Annotated in this window: 6 protein-coding genes; 3 read left to right on the top strand and 3 right to left on the bottom strand. The window is 35.7% G+C overall.

Annotation, left to right across the window (positions count from 1 at the left end):
• Positions 1–244: 244 nt before the first annotated feature.
• On the bottom strand, positions 245–613 hold the full coding sequence (locus tag AB1414_02100) for a response regulator (GenBank protein ID MEW6606233.1): 369 nt from the start codon (positions 611–613) through the stop codon (positions 245–247).
• 264 nt (positions 614–877) lie between these two features.
• On the bottom strand, positions 878–2,539 hold the full coding sequence (locus tag AB1414_02095) for an ATP-binding protein (protein MEW6606232.1): 1,662 nt from the start codon (positions 2,537–2,539) through the stop codon (positions 878–880).
• A 98-nt stretch (positions 2,540–2,637) separates the two neighbouring features.
• On the opposite strand from AB1414_02095, the gene AB1414_02090 reads away from it, so the two are divergent.
• From AB1414_02090 to AB1414_02080, 3 genes are read left to right on the top strand one after another with little or no spacing between them, the layout of a single operon-like run.
• Entirely contained in the window at positions 2,638–3,105 is a 468-nt protein-coding gene (locus AB1414_02090; protein ID MEW6606231.1) for a hypothetical protein, read from the top strand.
• Positions 3,092–4,213, top strand: a complete 1,122-nt coding sequence (locus AB1414_02085) for a glycosyltransferase family 4 protein (protein ID MEW6606230.1) — start codon at positions 3,092–3,094, stop codon at positions 4,211–4,213. The genes AB1414_02090 and AB1414_02085 overlap by 14 nt, the downstream gene beginning before the upstream one ends.
• Positions 4,206–5,249 (top strand): glycosyltransferase family 9 protein, encoded by a 1,044-nt coding sequence (locus AB1414_02080; GenBank protein MEW6606229.1) that lies wholly within the window; start codon positions 4,206–4,208, stop codon positions 5,247–5,249. Before AB1414_02085 ends, AB1414_02080 begins: the two co-directional genes overlap by 8 nt.
• Positions 5,250–5,471: 222 nt before the next feature.
• Here AB1414_02080 and AB1414_02075 read toward each other — a convergent pair whose 3' ends face one another.
• On the bottom strand, positions 5,472–6,716 hold the full coding sequence (locus AB1414_02075) for a 3-isopropylmalate dehydratase large subunit (protein MEW6606228.1): 1,245 nt from the start codon (positions 6,714–6,716) through the stop codon (positions 5,472–5,474).
• Positions 6,717–7,097: the final 381 nt, after the last annotated feature.

Genomic DNA, 7,097 nt, shown 5'->3' with positions numbered 1-7,097 from the left:
AATGATTTTATCAGTTAATTCATCTTCTCTCCATTTCTCCATATTCCCCTCTTCTCCTTTGTTACACTTCATTTAGGTAAATAGTTACATCCATTCTATGTAAAGTTTTGACTAATAACTGCTATATAGATAAACGATAAAATGAACCCTCCCGTAATTTCCCTTCCTTTGCGTCCTTTGCGAAATCTTCCTTTGCGCTCTTTGCGGTTAAATCTTTATACCTTTAAAAAACTTGAACATCAAGTTATAACTCTTCACTGTTCACTATCTTCCTTATCCTTACATTTAAATTTTTAAATTCAAATGGTTTAAGTATGAATGCCACCGCATCTAAATCCATGACCGGGGGTTCATCAGCCGCAACACTTAAAATAACAATGGGTATTTCTTTATATCTGTTTCTTATCTGACTAAATAACTCTAATCCATATTCTAATAAGGGAAGTTTCATATCATGGATGATAAGGTCATATTTTTGTTGGGCTAATATTTCTAAAGCCTCTTCTGCTTTCTTAACCACAGTTATTAAATAACCCTGTTTTTCAAAATTGTATTTTAAAATTCTCGCTATCGCCTGGTCATCTTCAATAACTAAAATCTTTTTTTTATCCATAGTTATTTTACTCCTTTGTGAACACTATTGTCGTGTTGAACAAATAACGCACGGAATTTAATTCTGGTAACTGGTGATTGGTAACTGGTAATTAAATACCGTTTGGCTGAGCTGACGACGAATCTATTTAACCAGTTACCAGTTACCAATTATCCGTTTGTAGGTTACGAAACGTGATGATGCCCCGTGCAAAACTTACTCAACACGATACTAGGGGCTGAGGAGTGAACAGGAAACAACTCTTCATTCTTCAGTGACTACTCTTCACTTCATCGGTAATGTAAAAATAAAGGAACTCCCTTTTCCAGGCTCACTCTCTACCCAAATCTTACCACCCTGTATCTCGATTATATGTTTTACCAGAGTTAAACCTAATCCCATACCTTTTATTTCTCTGGTCATTGGGAATTCTAATTGATAAAATGGGGTGAAAATTTCATTTAATTTATCTCTGGAAATTCCCTGCCCGGTATCACTCACACAAACTTTAATTTCATCTCCACTTCTTTCTGCGGCTATCTTTACCTCTCCACCATCTGGCGTAAATTTAATTCCATTTTCTATCAGATGTTCTACCGCGGTCTTAATTTTATGATAATCTCCAAATATCTGTGGTAAATCCTTTGGAATATTAACAATTAATTTTATCTTCTTATCCTTTGCCATCTTTTCTAATCTGGTTTGCTCTTCTGGTTTTAAATGGTCAGTTAACTCTGAGAGTAATTGAGATAAGTTAACTGCTCTCTTTCTCAAAGGAATATGTTTAATATCAATCTCACTCAGCATAAGTATCTTGTTAATTTCTCGAGTTAAGGCATCACTCTCTGAATTAATTATTTCTAAAAACTCTTTTCCCTCCTCTGGGCTTTCCACACCATCTAATAATGTTTCTGTATATGCCTTGATAGAAGAAAGTGGTGTTCTCAATTCATGACTAACTAATGATAAAAAGTTACTCCTCATACGGGCAAGGAATTCTTCAGAAGTTACATCTCTGGAAACAATCACGACACCCACTACTTTATTATGACTATTTTTTAAAGAGGTCATTTTTAATGTTAAAATTTCTTTTTCATGAGTAGCCGGATTAGTCATTTCTATTTCTTCTTCGGTAAGATGATTTTCTGTGATTGCCTCTTTCAGTAGCGTTGGCAGTTCTTTATCCGGAATAAATTCAATTATTGATTTATTTTGCATCTCACCCTCAGTATGTCCTAACATCTGTTGTGCGGCGGAATTAACCATCTGTATTTTTAAGTCAACATCCGTGATAATTAAACCATCAGCCATATTATTTATAATATTGTTAAGAAAATCTCTGGTAAATTTTTCTCTGGATTTACTTTCATCCACTTCACTAATCTTTTCCCTGACTACCTTGCCCAGATATCCACTAATAAATGCGGTAACATAGCAAAAGGCACTATTCAATCCTGATAAACAAAATGTATAAAAATTACTATCATAAATACAACCGACAATAGGAACGACATGGCGATGAGGAATAATCCCTAAATATTCTAAGAGGATAAAGAAGGTGTAGAAGAAAATAATGATGGTCGTGATTACCATAGTTGGTCTCAATCCTGAAATAATTCCACAGGCGAGGATGTAAAAAAATAGAAGGGGTGTAAGGAAACTTTCTATACCTCCTGTCACATAGATACATGCTAATATCAGAAAGAAATCAAATATCCTTGATAGATATAGAAGTAACAATAAGGCTCTTTCGTATTTTATCAGGAAGATACAAATGATACCTCCTATATAGGATATCAGGGTGAGAATCATTATTGGTCTTACCGGGAAGGCTATCCAAAAATAGTTAATGATGATGGTTATACCGAGGACTAATGTAGTAATAATGAGGCGATGTCGATTGTATGCCTTAAGAATTTTTATCATTTGAGAGTTATCTAATTTCATTTTTTTATCCTCTAATAAACATTATATCAAACAATTATTCTAAATGCAACAAAATTTTCTTGACTTTTTTGTATATAATGATAAAATGAATAAAAATTATGAATGCTATAGATTTTTTTAAGGATATTATTGAATCTCACTTACCGTGGTGGTTTGATTGGATAAGGGCAATAAAAACAGTAATAGAAGATATTATCACTCATTGGTTTACCGTGCGAGATGTAATTTTTATTATCTTCGGGATACTTGTGGGGATATTTATTTACCGAGTTCTGACTGGCAGATGTAACAGCCCAGTAGAAAAAACCTTGTTTACTATAGGTGAGATTTTAAAACTCATCTACAAGATTATCCTGAATCTGACGATAAAACCACTTATCTTACTTGCAGTATTTACCTGTTTGTTTATGACTCTTATGCTAACCGGTGTCCTAATCGTGCTTAGTTATCGATTTTTTGGATTTTTTATTCCAACGGTTACGATAATTATTACAGTGTTAGTCACAGTAATTATCATCAAGGGTATAAATAAAAAGGATTTATTGAGAAGATATGAGAAGACTTAATATTTTACAAATTAGTTCTTCTTTGGGCTGGGGTGGACGCGAGATGTATCCAATTACCTTATCACAAAAATTATTGGAAAGGGGACATAACCTTAATCTCATTGCTCATCCTGAAGGTAATATTTTGAAAAGAGCCGTCCCGGCTAAAATCCCAACCATACCGATGAACATCCACAAATATATTGATATTAAATCTATCTTTACCTTATCCAGAATTATAAAGAGAGAAAACATAGAAATCATTCATTCTCACTTTGCCACAGACCTGTGGATAATAGTGCCAGCGGCTATTCTCTCTGGCATAAATCCAGCGGTTATCTTAACCAGACATATGAAGTCCCATCGAAATAAAAAGGATATTGGACATCGATTAATCTATAATTATGTCAGTAAGGTAATTGCTAACTCAGAATTAGTAAAAGAGTGTCTTCTTGAAAGTCATCCATTAACTCAGGATAAAATACCAGTTATTTATTATGGATTAGATTTGACAAAATATGACCCAGGGCGATATAATGGTATGCAGATAAAGCAGGAATTTAATATTGATAATAAAACTAAAGTAGTTGGTATTGTTGGGCGATTAGATCCGGGTAAAGGGCAGGAGTATTTTTTACAATCGGCAAAACTAATTCTTAACTCCTATCCAGAGATTATATTATTAATTGTAGGGGAGGATATAGGAGCTGAAGGATATAAAAATTATCTGATTAATCTGGCACAAGAGTTGGGTATTTCTGAAAAGGTTATATTTACCGGTCAAAGAGATGATATTCCAGAAGTAATGGCGGCACTGGATGTATTTGTCTTTACATCTAAAGCCGAGGCGTTTGGGTTAGTGTTAATTGAAGCAATGGCGATGTGTAAGCCAATTGTCGGTTTTCGGACAGGGGCAATAGAGGAAATAGTCGAAGATGGGATAAATGGGATATTAATTCCTTTTGGAGATGTTACAGCCTTAGCGGATAAGATTCTCGATTTGCTTATGGATACTCAAAAAGCAATGAATATGGGCAAAGAAGGAAGAAGGATAACTGAGGAAAAATTTGATTTAGACCAGGCAGGGACACAGACAATAAAACTTTATGAGGAGGTGCTAAGTGATTGAGCGGGTATTAGTTATTAATTTTGGCGGACTGGGGGATATGGTTTATACCACCCCTATTTTTAGGGAGCTCAAAAGAAATCTACCAGATTGCTATCTTATCTTTTTGACCGAACCACCTTATGCCGAGGTATTTATTAATAACCCCTATATTAATGAATTAATTCTTTTTAATAAAAAGGACTACCGCCTGCGTGATGCCCTCAAATTCTATCGAAGATTAAAGAGAAAAAACTTAGACCTGGTTATAGACCTGACTAAAGGTGCTCGGGGCGCCTTTATTACCTGGATGACAGGTGCAGAAAAACGCGTCGGATTCAAACATAAAGGCAGAGAATTATTTGCTTATAATGTTTGGGTAACAAGAGATAATTCAAAGACCATTTGCCCTAATTCAAAATATGTTGTTGAATTCTTTTTAGATACATTACGGGCATTAGGGATGAAGGTAGAAGATTTGAGTTTGAGATTATATCCTGGTAAAAAGGATTGGAGTGTGGTCAGGGATTTTTTAATAAATAAAAAAATAGATTGGACAAAACCAATTATTGGCTTAAATCCTAATGTCACAATCAACTTACGGGAATGGCAGCCGGAGGGATTTGCTGAAGTCGGAGATAGATTAGTTGAAAAATATGGTGCAAATATTATACTTATACAAGCACCTAATCAGGAAAAGATGGTCTCATCAATAATTAAAAAAATGCACACATCTCCCTTTATTGCCTCTGGGTTTACTATCAAGCAATTGACTTTATTGATTTCTAAATTTTCACTATTGATTACGGTTGATACGGGAATAAAACCTCTTGCCGTGGCAATGGATGTGCCGACGATTACCTTATTTGGTCCAACTAATTATATTAACTATACTCCAACTTCTGGCAAACATCTTGTTGTCAGAAAAGACCTGCCTTGCAGTCCTTGTGGCAAACTCCATTGTAATAATCCACAGTGTATGACATTGATTACACCTGAAGATGTATTAAGTAAAGTAGAGGAGATATTGGCAAGCGGAGTAAATTACAAAAATTCGTAACCATTCAGGGATATAGCCACAGAGTCACAGAGAACACAGAGGGAATATATAACCACGAATGAACACGAATAATAAAAAGATTTGTAGCTTCTGGCAAGCAGGAGAGCGAACCTAAAGGTTCGCACTACATTTATCGAATGTCAGAGGTTAATTCGTGTCCATTTGTGGTTAATTTCTCTAATTCTCTGTGAACTCTGTGCCTCTGTGGCTGAATAGTTACGATTAGGATTCCCTGGGGTCAGCAATATAGCCACTGACAGCCGAAGCGGCCGCAGTTGCTGGAGAGGATAAATAGATAAACCCTTCTGGATTACCCATTCTACCTTTGAAATTTCTGTTTTGAGTTGATAAACATACCTCGCCATCTCCTAATATTCCTTGATGGACACCAACGCACGGTCCACATCCTGGCGGATTTATTACTCCCCCGGCTTCAATAAATGTTTCGATTAATCCTTCTTGAATTGCTTGAAGAAAAATTTTTCTCGAGGCAGGTGTAATTAATAATCTTGATTTTATTTTTTTACCTTTCAATATCTTTGCCGCAATCCGTAAATCCTCTATTCGACCATTAGTGCAGGTGCCAATGAGCACCTGGTTCACCTTAACATCCTTCAATTCCTCAACTGCTTTGACATTATCTACGGTATGTGGCAAAGAGACCATTGGTTTAAGTGTTGAGACATCAATTTTAATCTCTTTTTCATATTTTGCATCTTCATCTGCGTAAATTTCCTTAAATCCAGTATCACGATTATGTTCTTTCAGAAATTTATATGTTTTTTCATCCGAAGCAATTAATCCTACTTTTGCACCAGCCTCAACAGCCATATTGGCTAAGGTTAATCTATCGTTCATCTCCATATCTTTGATAGCCTGTCCTGAGAATTCTAAAGCCTTATAAGTGGCTCCATCAGCCCCAAGTAGCCCAATTATGTATAAAATCACATCTTTAGCAAAAACTCCTTGTGGGAATTTTCCTTCGAGTTGAATTTTAAAGGTCTGCGGGACTTTAAACCAGGTTTTACCAAGGGCAATGCCAACTGCGACATCCGTAGAACCCATACCTGTGGCAAAGGCACAAAGTGCACCACCTGTGCAAGTATGTGAATCCGCTCCAATTAAGATGTCTCCCGGATTAAGATAATCCTCAACAACTATCTGGTGGCAAACACCTTCTCCGACATCTGAGAGTTGAATTCCTGTTTTTTTAGCAAAATCGCGAAGAAAGTTATGGTCATTGGACAATTCTTTTTTCGGACTGGGTGCGGCGTGGTCGATAAAGAAAATTGTCTTTTTGGGATTTGCAACCTTTTCTAATCCTATTTTTTGGAGTTGACGGACGGCTAAAGGACCTGTCCCATCTTGAGTTAAACACAGGTTGACATTTACAACCACAAATTCCCCTGCCTTTATCTGTTGACCAACATTTAAAGAAATGATTTTTTCAGCTAAAGTTTGTCCCATCACTACATCCTCCTCAGATAGTGTCGTGTTGAACAAATAACGCACGGAATTTGATTCTGGTAACTGGTAATTGGTAACTGGTAATTAAATACCGTTCGGATGAGCTCACAACGAAGCCATTTAACTATTTACCAGTTACCAATTATCCGTTTGCAGGTTACGAAACCTAATGATACCACGTGCAAAACTTGCTCAACACAACACTAGTGTTGAAGAAATTGTAAGCGTTCAGGTCATTACAAAATATCTAATAATAATGTAAAATGGGCAATGTTCAATGAAAAATGTAAAATGAGAGGATAGATGAAATGCAAGATGATTGGGAAATCAGTTCTTACTGCCAGAACACAGAATTGACTTTTAAATTTTTAATTGCTCATT

The organism is bacterium (genome assembly GCA_040755795.1).
Lineage (GTDB): Bacteria > UBA9089 > CG2-30-40-21 > CG2-30-40-21 > SBAY01 > JBFLXS01.
This window is presented reverse-complemented; position numbering and strand designations above follow the sequence as displayed.